Here is a 16,234-nt window from a genome sequence, read left to right as displayed (position 1 = left end):
TTAAGACGCCTAGAAGGGCAGGCTCATTCCCGGCGGCAGGTTCAGGCCGCCGGTCAGTTCGCGCATCTTCTCGCGGGTCATCTCCTCGACCTTGGCCTTGGCGTCGTTCGCCGCGGCCATGATCAGGTCCTCCAGCACCTCGACCTCGTTCGGGTCGACCAGCGACGGGTCGATTTTGAGGCCGCGCATCTCGCCCTTGCCGTTCATGCGCACTTCGAGCATGCCGCCGCCGGAAACGCCCGTGACCTCTTCCTGGGCGAGTTGCTCCTGCATCTCGGCCATCTTGGTCTGCATCTCCTGGGCCTGCTTCATCATGTTGGCCAGATTCTTCATTCCAGGTCTTCTCCCTCGTTCAAAAAGGCTTCCAGGGCGTCGAGGTCCACCTCGTCCGGGATCTCGTCGAGACCGCTTTCGCCCAGCCCCATCTCGTTCAGCGCCTCGCGCAACTGCTCCTCGCGCGCTTCCTCACCGGTGAGGCCGACCAGCGCCGCGCCTGGGAAAGCGTTCAGCAGCGCCTTGACCAAGGGCTCCTGCAAAAGGGCATCGCGCGCGGCGGCCTCGTGGCTGGCCTTGCGGTCGGCCAGCGTCGGCTGTCCCTCCTCGCCGGAAACGGAGACCATCCAGCGCCGTCCGGTCCATTCGGTCAGCAGCCGGCCCAGCCGCCCGGTCAGATCGCGCGGCGCCCGCTCGGTCGGGCGCAGCTCGATGCGCCCCGGCTCGAAGCGGACCAGATGCACCTCTTGAGCCAGTTGGGAGGCGAGCACCGCCTCCTTGCGCTCGCCGACCAGCGCCACGACCTCCTCAAAGCTCGAAAGCGAAAGCGGTTGCGCCGCTTGCGCCGAGGCCTGGGGTTGCGGCTGGCTTCGGGCGGCCTGCGGTCCATCGCCCCTGGTACGCTCCCCGCCGCCAGCCCCGCCGCCAGAATTTTGGGAGACCAGCCGGGCGCTCGCATCGCCTCCGCCGCCGGACGCGGGCGCGGCCTGCGTGGAGGCAGCGGGCGCCGCGCCCTCGCCATCGGTCAGTCTTTTGATCAGATCGCCGGGCGGCGGCAGGTTGGATGCGTGCGCCAGGCGGATCAGCACCATCTCAGCGGCGCTCTGCGGTGAGGGCGCCGACTGGGTTTCCTGATAGCCCTTCAGTAGAATCTGCCAGGCGCGGGCCAGCGCCTGCATGGAAAGCTTGCCCGCCATCTCCCGGCCCCGCGTGCGTTCGGCCTCGGGCAGTCCGGCCTCGTTGGCCGACTGCGGCACCAGCTTCGCGCGGGTCAGCCAATGGGTCAGGTCGAGCAGGTCCTGCACCACGATCGCCGGGTCTGCGCCCTTGGCGTGCAGGTCGGAGAAGACCTCCAGCGCTTCCTGCACGCGCCCGGCCAGCAGGTGGTCCAGAAGGTCGAAGATCTGTATGCGGTCGGCAAGACCCAGCATCTGGCGGACCAACTCCGCCTCGATGCGCCCGCCGGCAAGCGCGATGGCCTGATCCATCAACGACAGGCCGTCGCGCACCGACCCGTCGGCGGCGCGGGCGATCATGGCGAGCGCCTCGGGCGCGGCCTCGATCCCCTCCTTCTCCGCGATTCCGGCGAAGTGACGCTCCAGCGTCTCCTGCTCGACCCGGCGCAGGTCGAAGCGCTGGCAGCGCGAGAGGACGGTGACCGGCACCTTGCGGATCTCGGTGGTGGCGAAGACGAAGATCACCTGTTCGGGCGGCTCTTCCAAGGTCTTCAACAGCGCGTTGAAGGCGTTGGTCGAGAGCATGTGCACTTCGTCGATGATGTAGACCTTGTAGCGCGCGGCCACCGGGCGGTAGCGCACCCCGTCCAGCAGTTCGCGCATGTCGTCGACGCCGGTGCGGCTGGCCGCGTCCATCTCGATCACATCGACGTCGCGGTCCGCGGCGATGGCCGTGCAGTGCTGGCACTGGCCGCAGGGCTCCACGGTCGCGCCGCCCTTGCCGTCCGGCCCAACGCAATTGAGCGCCTTGGCGAGGATGCGCGCCGTCGTGGTCTTGCCGACGCCGCGTACGCCGGTCAGGACGAAAGCGTGCGCCAGACGCTGGTTCGCGATGGCGTTGGTCAGGGTGCGGACCAGGGCGTCCTGGCCGATCAGTTCGGAGAAGGTGGCGGGCCGGTACTTCCGCGCGAGAACGCGGTAGGGCGCCTGGGGCGCGTCGTCAGTCCCCTGGCCGGGGCGATCGTCTGGTGTCTCTGCCATCCGGGCTCGGCGCTGCCTTCATGAGCGGGGTTGAGACGGTATAGAACCGAATAACGGTGGGAGGCTGGACAGACGACCCGAGCCGAACTCGTTACGGCTGCTTCCTTCCGGACCTGACCGGGTTGGCGAGGGACCCGTCCGCCGCCAGCCTCCCGAGGCGCACTATAGCCACAAGAGGGCGGTCCGGGGCAAGGGTAAAGCCCCCAAAAACTTGGACCGGAACCCAGCCGGATTCCCGCACAACGCAAGGCCGATTGCCAGCGCGCGCGGCTTGGGCCACTTTAGCGCCCATGACGATACGCAACTTCTACAGCCAAGGCGGTCTGGAACGCGAAGAACCGCTGCGCCGCGACCCCCAATGGCTCGACAAGATCGGGGACGGCGAAGAGGTCCGCGTCGTCGCGGTCTGGCGTTACCGCAATCTGGTGGCGAGCCTGGAGAACCCCACGGCCCGCTACCTGGACCTGCAGGAGGCCTCGGTGCTGATCGAGCAGTCGGCGGAGCCGATCCTGCTGGGGCGGCGCGGCGGGGCCGTCTACCTCTCCGTCGATCTCAGCCATCACGAGGAGCCGCCGCGCCTGGAGGGCGAGTTCGCCGACCTGCGCCAGGTGGGTCCGGTTCTGGAACGCTGGGAGGGCTCGGTGCTCGCCTACGCGCGCGGCCTCGCCTGGTGGCATGCACGCCACCGCTTCTGCGGCGTCTGCGGCCATCCCACCCGCATGGAGATGGCCGGCCATCAGCGCCGCTGCGAGAATCCCGAATGCGGCGCCTCGCACTTCCCGCGCACCGATCCGGCGGTGATCATGCTGGTGCACGACGGCGGGGACCGCTGCGTCCTCGGCCGGCAGGCCGCCTGGCCGGAAGGCCGCCATTCCACGCTCGCCGGCTTCGTGGAACCGGGCGAGAGCCTTGAGGAGGCGGTGGCGCGCGAAGTCTTCGAGGAGGTCGGGATTCGCGTGCGGGACGTGACCTACCACTCCAGCCAGCCCTGGCCCTTCCCCTCCTCCATCATGCTGGGTTTCCACGCCCGCGCCGACTACGGCCCGCTGACCGTCGATCCCAACGAACTGGAAAGCGCGCAGTGGTTCGAGCGCAAGGCGATCCTGGAGTCCCCCGGCGACGCGCTCTTCCAGCTACCGCGCGAGGATTCCATCGCCCGCCAGTTGATTCTCTCCTGGTTGGAAGAAGCCTGAGAAAGCCCTAGAGGCCGCCGCCCGCGGCGTTCTGCTTGCGGAAGGGAGAGGCGGGATACACCCCCAGGATCTTCACCTCGCGGGAGAAGAAGCTCAGCTCCTCCAGCGCCAGCCGCACCAGACGGTCGTCCGGGTGCCCTTCGATATCCGCGTAGAACTGCGCCACGGTGAAGGAGCCGTCGGTGATGTAGCTCTCAAGCTTGGTGATGTTGACCCCGTTGGTCGCAAAGCCGCCGAGCGACTTGTAGAGCGCCGCCGGGACCGAGCGCACCCGGAACACGAAGGAGGTGATCACCGGGCCTTCGTGCGGCTCGGGATGGATCGGCTCGCGCGCCATCACGATGAACCGCGTGGTGTTGTTGTGCTCGTCCTCGACGTTGCGCTCCAGAATCTCCAGACCGTAGATCTCAGCCGCCAGGGCGCTGGCGATCGCCGCTTCGCCTTGCGGCCTGCGCTCCGCCAGGTCCTTGGCGGCGCCGGCGGTGTCGGCGTGCACGACGGCCTGCCAGCCATGTTCGCGGATGAAGCGGCGGCACTGGCTGAGCGCATGCACGTGGCTGCGCACCAGCTTGATGTCGGAAAGCTCCACGCCCTTGGGCGCCACCAGCTGGTGTTCGATCTTCTGGAAGTGCTCGCCGATGATGTGCAGGCCGGATTCCGGCAGCAGGTGGTGGATGTCCGCCACGCGCCCGGCCGAGGAGTTGTCGATCGGGATCATGCCGAGCGCCGCCTCGCCCTCGGAAACGGCCGCGAAGGCATCGGCGAAGGACGCGCAGGCCAGCGGCTCCATATCCGGAAAGACCGAGCGGCAGGCCACGTCCGAGTTGGCGCCGGGCACGCCCTGGAAGGCGATCTTCTTTTTCTTGCTCTCTGCCTTGCTGTCTGCGGCCATGGCGGGGGTCCGGTATCCGGGGGTTCTATTGAGGCCGGGCCGACAGGATTTGGCGCGCCCGCTCAAGGTCGGCGGGAGTATCGACACCCAGCGGAACGGTGTCAACGAGGGCGGCGTCGATCCTCATGCCGGCCTCCAGCGCGCGGAGTTGCTCCAGCCGCTCGCGCTTTTCCAGGGGCGAGGGCTGCAACGCCACGAAACGTTCCAGCGCGGCGCGGCGGTAAGCGTAGATGCCGATGTGATGATAGAGCGGCAGCGCGGCGTCGCCCTGGTCCCAGGGGATCGGCGCGCGCGAGAAATAGAGCGCCCGCGCCGCTTCGTTCGGGTCGGGAAAGGCGGTGGCGATCTTAACCACGTTGGGATTGGCGCGCTCGGCAGGCTCCGTGATCTCCGCGCAGAGCGTCGCGATCTCCACCTCCGGGTGGACCAGCGGCAGCAGGACGGCGCGCAGCGCCTCCGGCTCCAGGGTCGGCAGGTCGCCCTGGAGATTCACCACCACCTCGTGCAGGCCTTCCGGATCGATGCGCTGCACGGCCTGATGAATCCGGTCGGAGCCGCTGGGCAACTCCGGGTCGGTCAGGACCGCGCGCCCGCCGGCCTTCTCCACGGCCTCGGCGATCTCGGGTTCTGCGGCGGCCACGATGGCGGGGCCGATATCCGCCTCCAGCGCGCGGCGCAAAACTTGCACGATCATCGGCGCGCCCGCGATGTCGGCCAGCGGCTTGCCGGGCAAGCGGGTCGAGGCCATGCGGGCGGGAATCACGATCAGGGGGCTTCGGTTCATGCTTTCCTGGGCTCCAAGCGGTTTGGCGGGGTGATCCTGCCTCTTTTGCTTCCTGCTTGCGGCGGAAGCCCGGCTCTGCGACCTTTATAGCGTCTCTGCGACCTTGTGACGCGCGGAGCGGACAAGCCTCTCCGCTAATCTGCCCGTAGAAAGGCTGCGAAAGCGACGCTGGAGAAGGGTAGCGATCCGCAGGAGGCGCGGCAAAGGCCTTTTGCGGCTCGGCAATGAGTTGATCATCCTTGCGGCTCGCACTAAAGTCGCGCGCCATCGGAGCTAGAGTTCCTTCGCTTAATACCGTCAGGGGAAAGCAAGCATGTCCCTCGAGTTGAACAAAATCGCCGCGGCCGTCCTTACCGGCGGCGTCATCGCCATGGGGTCCGGCTTCATCGCGCACCTTCTGGTGTCCGAGGATCATTTGGAAGAAGCCGTCTACAAGCCTGCGGGCATGGAATCTTCCGGCGAGCAAATGGCCGAAGCCGAGGGCCCGGCCCTGGAGCCGGTGCTGCCACTTCTGGCTGCCGCCAGCGTGGAGTCCGGCGAGTCGCTCGCCAAGAAGTGCACCGCCTGCCACGCCTTCGAGGAGGGCGGCCCCAACAAGGTCGGCCCGGGCCTGTGGGGCGTCGTGGGACGCGCCATGGCCAGCCACGAGGGATACAGCTACTCCGACGCGCTGCAGAACGCCCCGGACGAGGCTTGGAGCTATAGCGCGCTGAACGCCTTCCTCGCGAACCCCGGCGAGTACGCGCCCGGCACCAAGATGTCCTTCGCGGGCATCGCCAAGGTGGAGGACCGCGCCGACATGATCGCCTACCTGCGCAGTCTCTCCAACGACCCGGCACCGCTGCCCAGCGAGGACGAGATCAACGCCTTGACCGCCAGCGCCGAAGGCATGGCCGAGGCCGCCGGAGACGCCGTGGAGGGCGCGATGGAAGCCGCTGGGGACGCCGTGGAAGGCGCTGCCGACAGCATGGCGGACGCCGCCGGCGCGATGGCCGAAGGCCCGGCCAGCGGCGTGATCGCGCTCCTGGCCTCCGCCGATGCCGCGGCTGGCGAGAAGGTCGTCAAGAAGTGCGCGGCCTGCCACTCCTTCGACGAGGGCGGACCGAACAAGGTCGGCCCCGGTCTCTGGGACGTGGTCGGGCGCGAGATCGCCAGCCACGAGGGCTACAGCTATTCCTCCGCGCTCAAGGATAAGGGCGGCACCTGGGACTATGCGGCCCTGGCGGGCTTCCTGTCCGACCCCAAGGGCTGGGCGCCGGGCACCAAGATGTCCTTCGCCGGCATCAAGAAGGATGAGGAGCTGGCCAACCTGATCGCCTACCTGCGCAGCCTCTCCAACGATCCCGAGCCGCTGCCGGACAACGCCGCGGCGGCGCCGGAGCCGAGCGCGCCCGCGCAAGAGACGGCGGCCGAGGACAAGGCCGCCGCCCTGCCGCCGGTCGGCAGCGCCGAGCGCACGGCCATGGTGTTCGCCGAAGCTGAGAAGATTCAGCGTCACATGGAAAACATGGCCGAACTCGCCACCCTGCAGAACCGGATGATGGAGCGTGAAAGGATGATCGAAGCCAGGGTTCTGGAGGCGGAACCCGACCGGGGAAAACTCTTGGCGCAAGCCTGCGCCACCTGCCATGACTGGAGCGAAAACGGGGCCGACAAGATCGGCCCTAATCTTTTTGGGGTCCTCGGCCGGCGAATCGCGGGCCTGGAGGACTATGCCTATTCGGACTGCTCGGCGGCGCTGGCCGAGGAGCCCCGGCATCTGGGCTATTGGAGCTATCAGCTCTTCGACGACCTTCTGAACAACCCGCAGGCCTTCTACGGCCGCTGCGAGCAGTCGCATCCTGAGTTCGCCGCGCCGGAGGAACGCCTTGCCCTGGCCGCCTACTTCCGCCTACAAGCAGAGCGCCCCTATCGCATCAACTGACCCCTAGTTTCGCGAGGCGCGCCCGCATGAGCCTGCCCTCCCCCGCATTCCTGGAGCGTTGCCGCGCCGCCGCCGAAGCGGCGGCAGAGGCCGCGGGAAAGGTCACCACCGGTTACTTCCGCCAAGACCTCACCGTCGACAGCAAGTCAGACGAGAGCCCCGTGACCCGGGCCGACAGGGAGGCGGAGCTGGCCGTGCGCGCCGTGCTGGAATCTCAGTTTCCCGACCACGGCGTGATCGGCGAGGAGCACGGCAGCAAGGACCCGGAGGCCGAGTTCGTCTGGGTCATCGACCCCATCGACGGCACCAAGCAGTTCGTGACCGGCAATGTCGGCTACGGCAGCCTGATCGCGCTGGCCCATCGCGGCAGGCCGGTCCTGGGCCTGATCGACATGCCCATGAAGCGCGAACGCTGGATCGGCCTTGCCGGCCGCGGGGCCGTCTTCCGCGACCAGCGGGGCGAACGGCCCGCCAAGGTGCGCGCCTGCGCAGAGCTTTCCCAAGCGGTGCTGACCGCCACGACGCCGGAGATGTTCGCCTCGGGCCCTCGGCGCGAGGCCTTCGAACGGCTGTCGGCGGAAGCGCGTTTCACCGTCTACGGCAACGACTGCTACGGCTTTGGGCTGCTCGCCAGCGGCTTCATCGACCTGGTCTGCGAGGCGGCGCTCGGCGTCTATGACTTCATGGCCCTGGCTCCCGTGATCACGGAGGCGGGCGGCATCATCACCAACTGGCGGGGCGAGCCCGTCAGCCTGGAGAGCGGCGACTGCGTCATCGCCGCCGGGGACCAGCGCTGCCACGAAGCAGCCCTTTCGATTCTGGGTGCCAGCGCATAGTCTTGATCCGGCGCGACGGGGCGCACAGATTAAGCTGGGTCGAAGCAGCCATTAAGAATGCGAACGACGGACAGGGCTTCACCGAAGGGATTCATGAACGGACCTCGCCTTTTCACGCTGACCGCAGGGCTGCTGCTCTCGCTCTCCATGGCGGGCGCGGCGCATGCGCAGTCGGATGCCAACACAGTCGCCAGCTCAGACGCCGGCGCGGGTCGTCAGGTCATCCATGAATCCCACGCCATCGCCATGCACGGCGAGCCGAAGTACGGCCCCGATTTCAGGCACTTCGACTATGTGAACCCGGAAGCGCCCAAGGGCGGCGAGGTACAACTGGCCGCCATCGGGAACTTCGATTCCTTCAATCCCTTCATCATCAAGGGAGAAGCTGCGGCGGGTATCGCGAACACCCACCAGAGTCTCATGGTCTCCAGCGCCGACGAGGCCTTCACGGAGTACTGCCTGCTCTGTGAGAAGGTGATCTGGCCGGACGACCGCTCTTGGGTTGAATTCGAGTTGCGCGACGACATCATCTGGCACGACGGCAGGCCGATCACGGTCGAGGACGTGATCTTCTCGCTCAACATCCTGAAGACCGAAGGGCACCCCTTCTTCCGCTTCTACTACGGCTCGGTGACGGAGGCGGTCCAGACCGGCGAGCGGCGGGTCAAGTTCAGCTTTTCCGAAAGCGAGAATCGCGAACTGCCGCTCATCATCGGGCAACTGACGGTGCTGCCCAAGCATTTCTATGAAGGCCGCGAGTTCGGCGCCACCTCGCTCGACCCGCCGCCCGCCAGCGGCCCCTACCGCGTCGCCGACTTCGAGCCAGGGCGCTATGTGGTCTACGAGCGGGTCGAGGACTACTGGGGCTGGGATCATCCGACGATGGTGGGCCGCGATAACTTCGACAGCATCCGCTACGACTACTACCGCGACGACACCATCGTGCGCGAAGCGCTGAAGAGCGGACGGATCGATTACCGGGTGGAGAACCAGGCCAAGGCCTGGGCGACAGACTATGACGTCCCCGCCGTACGCGACGGGCGGCTTCAGAAGGTCGCCCTGGAGAACAGCCGGCCGACCGGCATGCAGTCCTGGGGCATGAATACGCGGCGGGAACCCTTCAAGGACCCGTTGGTGCGCCGGGCGCTGGCCTACGCCTTCGATTTCGAGTGGACCAACCAGAATCTCTTCTTCGGGCAGTACAGCCGCACGGAGAGCTACTTCTCGAACTCCGAGCTGGCCTCTTCCGGCCTGCCTCAGGGCGAAGAGCTGGAGATCCTGGAGCGCTACCGCGACCGCTTGCCGCCCGAGGTCTTCGAGGAACCCTACTTCGCACCCTCGACCGACGGCAGCGGCTGGCCGCGCGAGAACCTGAGGCGCGCCTTCGAGCTTCTGGCCGAAGCCGGCTGGGTGGTGCGCGACATGAAGCTGGTGAAGGAAGAGACCGGCGAGCCCTTCGAGTTCGAGATCCTGCTGGCCTCCCCCGCCTTTTCCCGTATCGCCCTACCCTTCATCCGCAACCTGAAGCGGCTGGGGATCGAAGCCGAGGCGCGCGTCGTCGATACGCCGCAATACATCAAGCGGGTGCGTTCCTTCGACTTCGATATGATCGTCGCCTCCTGGGGACAGTCGGACTCCCCCGGCAATGAGCAGCGGGATTTCTGGGGCAGCGAGTCGGCCCAGAGCGAAGGCAGCCGGAACTACGTGGGCGTCAGCGATCCGGTCGTGGACGAGTTGATCGAACTGGTCATCTCCGCGCCCGACCGCGAGTCCCTCATCCAGCGGACCCGCGCCCTCGACCGCGTCCTGCTCTGGGGGCACTACGTGATCCCCCAGTGGCACATTCAGGTCGACCGCATCCTCTACTGGGACAAGTTCGCCCGGCCGGAGGTCACGCCCAAGAACGGCACGCAGTTCGACACCTGGTGGGTCGTCCCGGACAAGGCACGCGGCTTGAAGCTGCCCGCCCAGTCCGCCGACAGCGGCCAGTAGGCAAGCAACGAGAGGCATAAAAACACAGATGCTCGCCTATATCCTCCGACGCCTGGCGCTGATCGTCCCGACACTTTTCGGGATCATGGTGATCAACTTCGTGGTGATCCAGGCCGCCCCCGGCGGCCCGGTCGAACAGCTCATCGGGCAGTTGACCGGGGAAGGTCAGAGCATCGTCCAGCGCGCCACGCAAAGCGCGACGGGAGAGCTGGGCGAAGGCGGGGCGGGCGGCGGAAGCTCGCAAGAGGGCGGAGAGAGCGCCTACCGCGGCGCGCAGGGCCTGGAGCCCGAGTTCATCGCCCAGCTGGAAAAGCAGTTCGGCTTCGACAGACCGCCGCACGAACGCTTCTTCCTGATGATCGGCAACTACCTGACCTTCGATTTCGGCGAGTCCTTCTTCCGCGACCAGACAGTCGTGGACCTGGTGATCGACAAGCTGCCGGTCTCTATCTCGCTCGGGCTCTGGTCGACCCTGCTGATGTATCTGGTCTCCATCCCGCTGGGCATCGCCAAGGCGGTCCGGGACGGCACGCGCTTCGACGTCTGGACCTCCGGCCTCATCATCGTGGGCTACGCGATCCCGTCGTTCCTTTTCGCGGTCCTGCTGATCATCCTCTTCGCAGGCGGCAGCTACCTCGATTGGTTCCCGCTGCGCGGCCTCACCTCGCCGGACTGGGAGACGCTGTCCTGGCCCGCCAGGATCGTCGATTACTTCTGGCATCTCGTGCTGCCCATCACGGCGATGGTGGTCGGCAGTTTCGCCACCATGACCATGCTCACCAAGAACTCCTTCATGGACCAGATCGGCCAGCAGTACGTGATCACCGCCAAGGCCAAGGGACTGACCCAGAACCGGGTTCTTTACGGGCACGTCTTCCGCAACGCCATGCTGATCGTGATCGCGGGCTTTCCGGGGGCCTTCATCTCGGTGATCTTCACAGGAGCGCTTCTGATCGAGGTCATCTTCTCCCTGGACGGACTGGGATTGCTGGGCTTCGAGGCGGCCTTCAACCGCGACTATCCGGTCATGTTCGGCACGCTGTTCTTCTTCTCGCTCCTGGGCCTCATCATGAATCTGGTGGGCGACCTGATGTACACGCTGATCGACCCCCGGATCGACTTCGAAGGGCGGGAGGTTTAGGACCATGGAAAAGAGCGTCGCCCAGCCCCGTTTCCTTGGCTTCAAGATCTCGCCGATCTCAGAGAGGCGCGTGCGCAACTTCCGCGCCAACGGGCGCGCGGTCTGGTCGCTCTGGATCTTCCTGGTGCTCTTCCTGATCGCGCTCTTCGCCGAGTTCGTGGCGAACGACAAGCCGATCCTGGTGCGCTACGACGGGGCCTTCTACCTGCCGGTGGTCCAGGCCTATCCGGAGACCGCCTTCGGCGGCGAGTTCGAGACCGAGGCGGACTACAAGGACCCCTACGTGCGCGCCCTGATCGCGGAGAAGGGCTGGATGATCGAGCCGCTCATCCCCTACAACCACCGCACCGTCGCCTGGGACCTGCCGCAGCCCGCCCCCTCGCCGCCCAGCGCGGAGCATTGGCTGGGCACGGACGATCAGGCGCGCGACGTGACGGCGCGGCTGATCTACGGCTTCCGCATCTCGGTGCTCTTCGGCTTCACGCTCACTATCATCTCCTCGATCATCGGCGTGGTCGCGGGCGCGGTTCAGGGTTACTTCGGCGGCTGGACCGACCTGCTGTTCCAGCGCTTCATCGAGATCTGGTCGGGCCTGCCGGTGCTCTATCTGCTGATCATCCTGGCCAGCCTCATCCAACCGAACTTCTGGTGGCTCCTCGGGCTGATGCTGCTCTTCTCCTGGATGGGACTGGTCGGCGTGGTGCGCGCGGAGTTCCTGAAGGTGCGCAACTTCGACTATGTGCGGGCGGCCCGCGCGCTCGGCGTCAGTAACGGCGCCATCATGTTCCGCCACGTGCTGCCCAACGCCATGGTCGCGACGCTCACCTTCATGCCCTTCATCCTTTCGGGCTCAGTCACCACCTTGACGGCGCTGGACTTCCTGGGCATTGGCTTGCCGCCCGGCTCCGCCTCCCTCGGCGAGTTGCTGGCCCAGGGCAAGGCGAACCTGCAGGCGCCCTGGCTGGGTATCACCGGGTTCGTCTCCATCGCCGTGCTCCTCAGCCTTCTGATCTTCATCGGGGAGGGTGTGCGCGACGCCTTCGACCCCAGGAAACTCTTCGCGGGCGATGAGCCGCCGCCGGAAACCGCGGCCAGCGACCCCACCCCCGCACCAGCCACCGGAGCCGCACGATGACCCAGGGCCAACCGCTGCTCCAGATTTCCAACCTCTCGGTCGAGTTCCGCCTGCCCCAGCGCCGGGTGGAGGCAGTCAAGAACCTGAGCTTCACTCTGGACAAGGGCGAGACGCTGGCGCTGGTGGGCGAGTCGGGCTCCGGCAAGTCGGTCTCCGCGCTCTCGATCCTGCAACTCCTGCCCTATCCGCTGGCCCACCACCCGAAGGGCTCTTCGATCCGCTTCGATGGACGCGAGCTGGTGGGCGCGCCGGAGAAGGAGCTGCGGCAGATCCGTGGCGACAAGATCGCCATGATCTTTCAGGAGCCCATGACCTCGCTCAACCCGCTCCACACCATCGAAAAGCAGATCAACGAGACGCTGATCCTGCACAAGGGCATGGACCGGGACGCCGCGCGCAAGCGCACGCTGGAGCTTTTGAAGCTGGTCGGAATTCCGGAGGCGGCGCGCCGCCTGTCGGCCTATCCGCACGAGCTGTCCGGCGGGCAGCGCCAGCGCGTCATGATCGCCATGGCGCTCGCCAACGAGCCCGACCTGCTGATCGCCGACGAGCCCACCACGGCGCTGGACGTCACCATCCAGGCGCAGATCCTGAAACTGCTGAAGGAGTTGCAGGAAAAGCTGGGCATGGCGCTCTTGCTCATCACCCACGACCTCAACATCGTCCGCAAGATGGCCGACAAGGTGGTGGTGATGACCGGCGGAGAGGCCGTCGAGACCGGTTCGGCCAAGACGATCTTCGAGGCGCCCCAACACCCCTACACGAAACGCCTGCTGGCCGCCGAGCCCAAGGGCAAACCGCCGACGCGCAGCGAGGACGCGCCGCTGATCGTCGAGGGCGATGAGATCAAGGTCCACTTCCCCATCAGGAAGGGCATCTTGAAACGCGCCGTCGATTACGTGAAGGCGGTCGACGGCATCTCCCTGAAGCTGAAGGCGGGACATACCCTGGGGGTCGTGGGCGAGTCCGGCTCCGGCAAGACCACGCTCGGCATGGCGCTGCTGCGCCTGATCTCGAGCCAGGGCGCGATCCGCTTCGAGGGCCGGGACATCCAGGGCGTCTCCTCCTCCGACCTGCGGCCGCTGCGCAGTGAGATGCAGATCGTCTTCCAGGACCCCTACGGCTCCCTGTCGCCGCGTCTTTCGGTCGGACAGATCGTGGGCGAAGGCCTGCTGGTCCACCGCCGCGACGCCAGCGCCGCCGAGCGCGAAGCCATGATCGTGGAGGCGTTGAAGGAAGTGGGCCTCGACCCGGAGAGCCGCCACCGCTATCCCCACGAGTTCTCCGGCGGACAGCGCCAGCGCATCGCCATCGCGCGGGCCATCGTGCTGAAACCCAAGCTGCTGGTCCTGGACGAGCCGACCTCGGCCCTGGACATGTCGGTGCAGGCGCAGATCGTCGACCTGCTGCGCGACATCCAGCAGCGCCTCGATCTCGCCTACCTCTTCATCAGCCACGACCTTCGGGTGGTGCGCGCGCTCGCCGACGAGGTTATCGTGATGAAGGACGGTCAGGTGGTCGAGCAAGGCGCAGCGGCGCGCATCTTCGATCAGCCCGAGGCCGATTACACCAAGGCCCTGATGAAGGCCGCCTTCGACCTGGAAGCCGTCGAGGACGGCGTGGTCAGCACCTAGAAAGCAAAGCGGAAAGGGAGCCGAAGGACATGGCCCTGCTCTTCAAGGCGGACATCGACCGGGGCGGCGCTTGGGCCGCTGCCTTCAACAAGCAGATCCCCGATCAGGAGCTGAGGCTCTGGCCGGAGGTGGGCGACAAATCGGAAATAGAGTTCGCCGTTGTCTGGCAGCCGCCCGCGGGCTTTCTCGCCAGCCTGCCGAACCTCAAGGGCATCTTCTCCATCGGCGCGGGCATCGACCATCTCCTGGCCGACCCGGAGCTGCCCCGCGACGTGCCGGTGATCCGCATGGTCGAGCCCGGCCTGACCGCCGGCATGACCCAGTTCGTGGTCATGGCCTGCCTGATGATCCACCGCTCCATGATCGACTACCGCAACCAGCAACTGGCCCGCCATTGGGAGGAGATCAGCCAGCGCTCCACGGGAAACCGGCGCATCGGCATTCTGGGCCTGGGGCATCTGGGCGGCGACGCCGCGCGCAAGCTGACCACGTTCGGCTTCCCGGTTTCCGGCTGGAGCCGCAGCCGCAAGCAGATCGAGGGCGTCACCTCCTACGCCGGGGAGGAGGAGTTGGCCGAGTTTCTGGGACGCACGGACATCCTGGTGAGCCTCCTGCCCCTGACGGCGGAGACCGAGGACATGATCGACGCAAAGCTGCTCGCGGGCCTGCCGAAGGGTGCTGCCTTCATCTCCGCGGGGCGCGGCAAGCAGGTGGTCGAGGAGGACCTGTTGGCCGCCCTGGATTCCGGCCAGATCGGCGGCGCGATCCTGGACGTCTTCCGGGAGGAACCGCTGCCCGCCGACAGTCCCTTCTGGGGGCATGAGAGGGTGATCGTGCTGCCGCACGTGGCCTCCATGACCGATCCCGTGACCGCCGTGGGGGCCGTGGTGGAGAACATCCGCCGCATCCAGAGCGGGGCCGAGCCTCTACACCGGGTCGATCTCGACAAGGGATACTGAGGCCGGGCGCCAGACGCTCAGGCGCTCAGGCGCTTTTCGATTTGCTGTTGCGCTTCTTCTTGGGGTCTTCACAGAGGCTTTCGATGTGCGCCGCCAGGGTCCTGAGGCCCATGGCTTCACCCCCCACGGGCCGCCCCGGACGGGCCGAGAGGTTCCAGGCCATTAGGTCGATGTGCGCCCAGGGCACGCCCGGATCGACGAACTCCTGAAGGAACAACGCCGCCGTGATCGCCCCGCCATAGCCGCCGGGCGAGACGTTGTTGATGTCGGCGACCTTGCTTTCCAGCTTCTTGCGGTAGGGCTTGTGCAGGGGCAGACGCCAGAGCGGGTCGCCCTCATCTTCCGCTCGCTCCAGAAGCGAGGCCACCAGGCCCTCGTCGTTGCAGAAGAGGGCGGGCAAATCGGTGCCGAGCGCGACCCGCGCCGCACCGGTGAGCGTCGCGAAGTCGACCAGCAGGTCGGGCTTGGCGCTGCAGGCCTCGGTAAGCGCATCGGAGAGCACCAGCCGCCCTTCGGCGTCGGTGTTGCCGACCTCGACCGTCATGCCCTTGCGGGTCTGGATCACGTCCAGCGGGCGGAAGGCGTTGCCCGAGACGGAATTCTCCACCGCCGGGATCAGAACGCGCAGCCGCAAGGGCAGCTTGCGCGCCATGATGAAGCTGGCGAGCCCCAGGACATGCGCGGAGCCGCCCATGTCCTTCTTCATCAGCAGCATGCCGGCCGAGGGCTTCAGGTCCAGCCCGCCGCTGTCGAAGCAGACACCCTTTCCGACCAGCGTCACCAGCGGGCCCTTCTTGCCCCAGGTCAGGTCGATCAGGCGCGGTGCGCGCGTGCTCGCCTTGCCGACCTCGTAGATCGAGGGATAGTTCTTCTTCAGGAGCTGCTCGCCCTCGGTCACCTCCACCTTGGCCTTGTGTTCCTTGGCGAGCAGGCGCACGGCCTCGGCAAGTTCCGCCGGGCCCATGTGGTTCGCGGGGGTGTTGATCAGGTCGCGCGTCAGGGCGATGGCGTCGTAGAGCGCCTCGACCCGCGCGCGGTCAGCGCGCTTGGGCCAGACCAGGACGGCTCCCTTCTCCTCCTTCCTGTCCTTCTTGGACTGAAAGCGGTCGAAGCTGTAGCCGCTGAGCGCCCAGCCCAGCAGCGCCTGGTCGATCTCCGCCGCCGAGAGGTTGCTCTCCAGGCTATAGCGGCCCGACGGCAGCTGCTGCGCGAGCGAGGCGAGCAGCCAGGCGTCCCGCTCCTCCGGAAGGCCGAAGACCACGCAGTCCAACTGGCCATGTGCGCCAGGCAGCATCAGGAACCGGCCGGGCTTGGCCTTGAAGCCGGTGGTCTCGACCCAGCTCTGGCGCTCCGGCTTCTGTTCGGCGAGCCACTCCTTCATCTCGCCCGCGTCCAGGCAAACGATGGGGACGGTCCCGGCGCCACCCCTCGCGGTCAGGTTCTTGGTCATGTCGGCATTCTCTCCACGCGCCTGCGATTGGCCTTGGCGGCGCCATTGGCTCCCTGCGATGATCGGCCAATGGCCCGTGCATTC

Annotated in this window: 13 protein-coding genes and 1 other RNA gene; 8 read left to right on the top strand and 6 right to left on the bottom strand. The window is 66.9% G+C overall.

Annotation, left to right across the window (positions count from 1 at the left end; all coding sequences use genetic code 11):
* Positions 1 to 9: 9 nt before the first annotated feature.
* The 3 genes from P8X75_05065 to ffs all read right to left on the bottom strand — a co-directional run bounded on the left by P8X75_05065 (position 10) and on the right by ffs (position 2,363).
* Positions 10 to 333, bottom strand: coding sequence for a YbaB/EbfC family nucleoid-associated protein (locus tag P8X75_05065; GenBank protein MEJ1994572.1), 324 nt, complete (start codon positions 331 to 333; stop codon positions 10 to 12).
* Positions 330 to 2,210, bottom strand: a complete 1,881-nt coding sequence (locus P8X75_05060) for a DNA polymerase III subunit gamma/tau (GenBank protein MEJ1994571.1) — start codon at positions 2,208 to 2,210, stop codon at positions 330 to 332. The genes P8X75_05065 and P8X75_05060 overlap by 4 nt, the downstream gene beginning before the upstream one ends.
* A 56-nt stretch (positions 2,211 to 2,266) precedes the next feature.
* Positions 2,267 to 2,363, bottom strand: an RNA gene (gene ffs / locus P8X75_05055) — signal recognition particle sRNA small type.
* A gap of 137 nt (positions 2,364 to 2,500) precedes the next feature.
* Here ffs and nudC point away from each other — a divergent pair.
* Positions 2,501 to 3,403 (top strand): NAD(+) diphosphatase, encoded by a 903-nt coding sequence (nudC, locus tag P8X75_05050; protein ID MEJ1994570.1) that lies wholly within the window; start codon positions 2,501 to 2,503, stop codon positions 3,401 to 3,403.
* A gap of 7 nt (positions 3,404 to 3,410) precedes the next feature.
* Here nudC and P8X75_05045 read toward each other — a convergent pair whose 3' ends face one another.
* Positions 3,411 to 4,295, bottom strand: a complete 885-nt coding sequence (locus P8X75_05045) for a prephenate dehydratase (protein MEJ1994569.1) — start codon at positions 4,293 to 4,295, stop codon at positions 3,411 to 3,413.
* Between the two features lie 25 nt (positions 4,296 to 4,320).
* Positions 4,321 to 5,079, bottom strand: coding sequence for a 3-deoxy-manno-octulosonate cytidylyltransferase (locus P8X75_05040; GenBank protein MEJ1994568.1), 759 nt, complete (start codon positions 5,077 to 5,079; stop codon positions 4,321 to 4,323).
* Between the two features lie 313 nt (positions 5,080 to 5,392).
* Between P8X75_05040 and P8X75_05035 the strand changes: the two genes are divergently transcribed.
* From P8X75_05035 to P8X75_05005, 7 genes are all read left to right on the top strand, one after another.
* Positions 5,393 to 7,003, top strand: coding sequence for a c-type cytochrome (locus P8X75_05035; protein MEJ1994567.1), 1,611 nt, complete (start codon positions 5,393 to 5,395; stop codon positions 7,001 to 7,003).
* Positions 7,004 to 7,029: 26 nt separating this feature from the next.
* Complete coding sequence (gene hisN, locus P8X75_05030) at positions 7,030 to 7,839, top strand: histidinol-phosphatase (protein MEJ1994566.1); 810 nt, start codon at positions 7,030 to 7,032, stop codon at positions 7,837 to 7,839.
* A 93-nt stretch (positions 7,840 to 7,932) separates the two neighbouring features.
* Complete coding sequence (locus P8X75_05025) at positions 7,933 to 9,831, top strand: extracellular solute-binding protein (GenBank protein MEJ1994565.1); 1,899 nt, start codon at positions 7,933 to 7,935, stop codon at positions 9,829 to 9,831.
* Positions 9,832 to 9,859: 28 nt separating this feature from the next.
* Positions 9,860 to 10,972 carry a microcin C ABC transporter permease YejB gene (locus tag P8X75_05020; GenBank protein ID MEJ1994564.1) on the top strand — a complete coding sequence of 371 codons (1,113 nt, stop codon included), beginning with the start codon at positions 9,860 to 9,862 and terminating at the stop codon, positions 10,970 to 10,972.
* Between the two features lie 4 nt (positions 10,973 to 10,976).
* Positions 10,977 to 12,107: an ABC transporter permease gene (locus tag P8X75_05015; GenBank protein MEJ1994563.1), complete on the top strand. Its 1,131-nt coding sequence runs from the start codon at positions 10,977 to 10,979 to the stop codon at positions 12,105 to 12,107.
* Entirely contained in the window at positions 12,104 to 13,741 is a 1,638-nt protein-coding gene (locus tag P8X75_05010) for an ABC transporter ATP-binding protein (GenBank protein ID MEJ1994562.1), read from the top strand. The genes P8X75_05015 and P8X75_05010 overlap by 4 nt, the downstream gene beginning before the upstream one ends.
* A 29-nt stretch (positions 13,742 to 13,770) precedes the next feature.
* Positions 13,771 to 14,700 carry a glyoxylate/hydroxypyruvate reductase A gene (locus P8X75_05005; GenBank protein MEJ1994561.1) on the top strand — a complete coding sequence of 310 codons (930 nt, stop codon included), beginning with the start codon at positions 13,771 to 13,773 and terminating at the stop codon, positions 14,698 to 14,700.
* A gap of 25 nt (positions 14,701 to 14,725) precedes the next feature.
* On the opposite strand, the gene P8X75_05000 is transcribed toward P8X75_05005, so the two are convergent.
* Positions 14,726 to 16,150: a leucyl aminopeptidase family protein gene (locus P8X75_05000; protein ID MEJ1994560.1), complete on the bottom strand. Its 1,425-nt coding sequence runs from the start codon at positions 16,148 to 16,150 to the stop codon at positions 14,726 to 14,728.
* Between the last annotated feature and the right edge of the window lie 84 nt (positions 16,151 to 16,234).

Origin of the sequence: Limibacillus sp. (genome assembly GCA_037379885.1) — a bacterium.
GTDB lineage: Bacteria > Pseudomonadota > Alphaproteobacteria > Kiloniellales > CECT-8803 > JARRJC01.
Note: the sequence above shows the minus strand (reverse complement) of the source record. Positions and strands in the feature narration are given on the sequence as shown.

What these genes read in the sequence shown, in the direction of transcription:
- P8X75_05065 (MEJ1994572.1), bottom strand. Translation starts at nt 333, where the DNA reads ATGAAGAATCTGGCCAACATGATGAAGCAGGCCCAGGAGATGCAGACC.
- P8X75_05060 (MEJ1994571.1), bottom strand. Translation starts at nt 2,210, where the DNA reads ATGGCAGAGACACCAGACGATCGCCCCGGCCAGGGGACTGACGACGCG.
- nudC (MEJ1994570.1), top strand. Translation starts at nt 2,501, where the DNA reads ATGACGATACGCAACTTCTACAGCCAAGGCGGTCTGGAACGCGAAGAA.
- P8X75_05045 (MEJ1994569.1), bottom strand. Translation starts at nt 4,295, where the DNA reads ATGGCCGCAGACAGCAAGGCAGAGAGCAAGAAAAAGAAGATCGCCTTC.
- P8X75_05040 (MEJ1994568.1), bottom strand. Translation starts at nt 5,079, where the DNA reads ATGAACCGAAGCCCCCTGATCGTGATTCCCGCCCGCATGGCCTCGACC.
- P8X75_05035 (MEJ1994567.1), top strand. Translation starts at nt 5,393, where the DNA reads ATGTCCCTCGAGTTGAACAAAATCGCCGCGGCCGTCCTTACCGGCGGC.
- hisN (MEJ1994566.1), top strand. Translation starts at nt 7,030, where the DNA reads ATGAGCCTGCCCTCCCCCGCATTCCTGGAGCGTTGCCGCGCCGCCGCC.
- P8X75_05025 (MEJ1994565.1), top strand. Translation starts at nt 7,933, where the DNA reads ATGAACGGACCTCGCCTTTTCACGCTGACCGCAGGGCTGCTGCTCTCG.
- P8X75_05020 (MEJ1994564.1), top strand. Translation starts at nt 9,860, where the DNA reads ATGCTCGCCTATATCCTCCGACGCCTGGCGCTGATCGTCCCGACACTT.
- P8X75_05015 (MEJ1994563.1), top strand. Translation starts at nt 10,977, where the DNA reads ATGGAAAAGAGCGTCGCCCAGCCCCGTTTCCTTGGCTTCAAGATCTCG.
- P8X75_05010 (MEJ1994562.1), top strand. Translation starts at nt 12,104, where the DNA reads ATGACCCAGGGCCAACCGCTGCTCCAGATTTCCAACCTCTCGGTCGAG.
- P8X75_05005 (MEJ1994561.1), top strand. Translation starts at nt 13,771, where the DNA reads ATGGCCCTGCTCTTCAAGGCGGACATCGACCGGGGCGGCGCTTGGGCC.
- P8X75_05000 (MEJ1994560.1), bottom strand. Translation starts at nt 16,150, where the DNA reads ATGACCAAGAACCTGACCGCGAGGGGTGGCGCCGGGACCGTCCCCATC.